Raw genomic sequence first — 2,140 nt, 5'->3', positions numbered from 1 at the left:
CCTGAACTTCCCATCAAAAGTTACACTCGCTCCTAAGATGCCTGCAGAAACGTCATGATCTCGCGGTAACTCTTGCCGCTCTTCTTCATGGCCTTGAGAATCTCCCGGCTCATTACCAGCTCCCGTTCATGCTGAAGCTGCTGGTGATCCTTACACAGCTTCTCATAACGCTTCTTCGTTGCCGAGATCTTCTTCTCAATCTCATCAATCTTCGCATTAATCGAAGCAAGTGATTTCCGTCTCGTCATAATCCTCATCTACCTCGGCTTCTTCATCCAGGACCTTCTCGTCCTTTGCCTGCGCCAGCTTCGCGGCTATGTCTCTCGCTCCTGCTGCAACCGAATCAGCGTCCATGCCGAATGACTGGAAAATCATCTTCTGGTTCTTGGTCAGGGCGTAGTCCACGAGATAGCTGGAGCCGCTTCTCCTTGTCATTTCTACTTTTTCGAGCTCACGGATGGCTCCGGGCACAGTCATGGTGTTGCGGGTGGTTTTCAGGCGCAACATCTGCTCCTTGAGCAGGTTGTAAAACCGGTTGCGCATGATGAGCGCCACGAACTCAATGAAAATCTTCGCCTGGAGAGCTTCGTTGGAGTGCACGCGCTGAGAGCGGGAGCCGAGGAAGGTTTTGTCGGCGCAGAAGAGTTTCTCCGAAGCGTCGCGGCCACGGTAAAGAAGGTACGCCTCCTGCGCCGTCATCTTCGCTGAGCTCACGATGCAGAAGTAGCCGCAGAGCTCATGCTCGCGCCGGATGACTTCCGTCTTTTCTTCAGCAAATACAAGCTTCTTCTGCTTGTCATAGTGGAAGTCGAAGTAGCGCGAATAAGGCTCGGCAATCTCGCACTCCTTCCCTTCGAGCTTTTTGAGTTCGACTCCCATCTGATCAATAAGTCCGTCAAGCTGAAGTCGTTCCGCCGCCATCTTCGACGGATTGTGAAACAGGTGGAAGTAGCGCTCCCTGGCGTCGCCGTCAAAAAGCGGACGCTTGATGGTGATGCCGTACACATTAGTGCCCGGCACCCGGCGGGCGCGATCCGTTTCGAATGAGCCGCGGTGCTCCGTGATCAGCGACGACACGAGAGCTTTGCAGCCCTTGACCATCAGCAGGAACTGAATGCCTTTTTCGTCCATCAGAAGAATGTTGCGGCGGCTGAAGTAGCCGCGGTCGACAACAATGCCGACGGCACGGTAGCCGTACGCGGCGAGCTTCTCAATCAGGTACTGAAGCTGACTGACATCGGGGATCGAGCCGGGATAGGCCTCGTAGAAAAGCGGCACCTGATTGGTTTTGTCGTAAGCGACGGAAATATTGATGATCGGCAGCCCCTGATCCACCTTGGCGTGCCCGAACTCAACGAGATCCAGATCTCCCGCCTGCGAGTTCTTGTTTGTGGAGTCGTAGGAGATGTAGATGCGCTGACGATGATCCTGCCGGGCGTTCCAATCATCAAGGAAGCCTGTGATCTGATCGCGTTCGATGCTGGAAAGGAAGCGCGAGACCGTGCTGTCGCTGTAAATGGACATGCCTTGCGTAAAAAGCGGATGGCACCTGGCGTAGTCCGGGTAGTACTGCCCGGCGTTGTCCTCTGCGACGATCAGATAGAGAGCCAGATCAAGGACAAATCCTGCCTTAGCGCCGAAAGACTGCTCGAGGAGTTCATCGAGCTTGTACTCCCTGACGATGGAGGCAAAGGCAAGGAACGTCCCGGCGTGCAGCGTATTGCTGCGTCGCGAGGGCGGCTCATCGGGCTGAAGATCAGCGTCTGGAAAATGCTTGAGAAAATTTTCATTCGGCTGCATCAAGGCATCATCCGCATCGGAAACAAGCTTCCCGATGATGACGCGCTTCGGCACATTGAATTTGCGCTTGGGATCGTAGACGCGATCCGTTTCGAAGAGCACGTAGATGCTTGCGCCCTTCTTTTTACGCACGATTTTGCCGGTGACTGCCGGAACATTGACGAGGTTTGGGAGGTACATGCCGAAGCTAAAATTGAGTGTAGTGGTTACACTCAATTTTAGCAGAATTTCATTGTTAAATCAATAAAAATTTCAAAAGTTTTTAAGAAAAATTAAATGGCTGCAGAGGAGAAATTCAGGAAATTCCCATTTTGAGTGCAGTCAGGCTGGGAAGTTCAGG

At 53.0% G+C, this 2,140-nt stretch carries 1 protein-coding gene; it reads right to left on the bottom strand.

Annotation, left to right across the window (positions count from 1 at the left end; all coding sequences use genetic code 11):
- Positions 1–216 precede the first annotated feature (216 nt).
- Positions 217–1,980 (bottom strand): transposase, encoded by a 1,764-nt coding sequence (locus Q0106_RS10570; RefSeq protein ID WP_297612634.1) that lies wholly within the window; start codon positions 1,978–1,980, stop codon positions 217–219.
- Positions 1,981–2,140: the final 160 nt, after the last annotated feature.

Source organism: uncultured Sutterella sp. (assembly GCF_937923675.1).
Classification (GTDB): Bacteria; Pseudomonadota; Gammaproteobacteria; order Burkholderiales; family Burkholderiaceae_F; genus Sutterella.
This window is presented reverse-complemented; position numbering and strand designations above follow the sequence as displayed.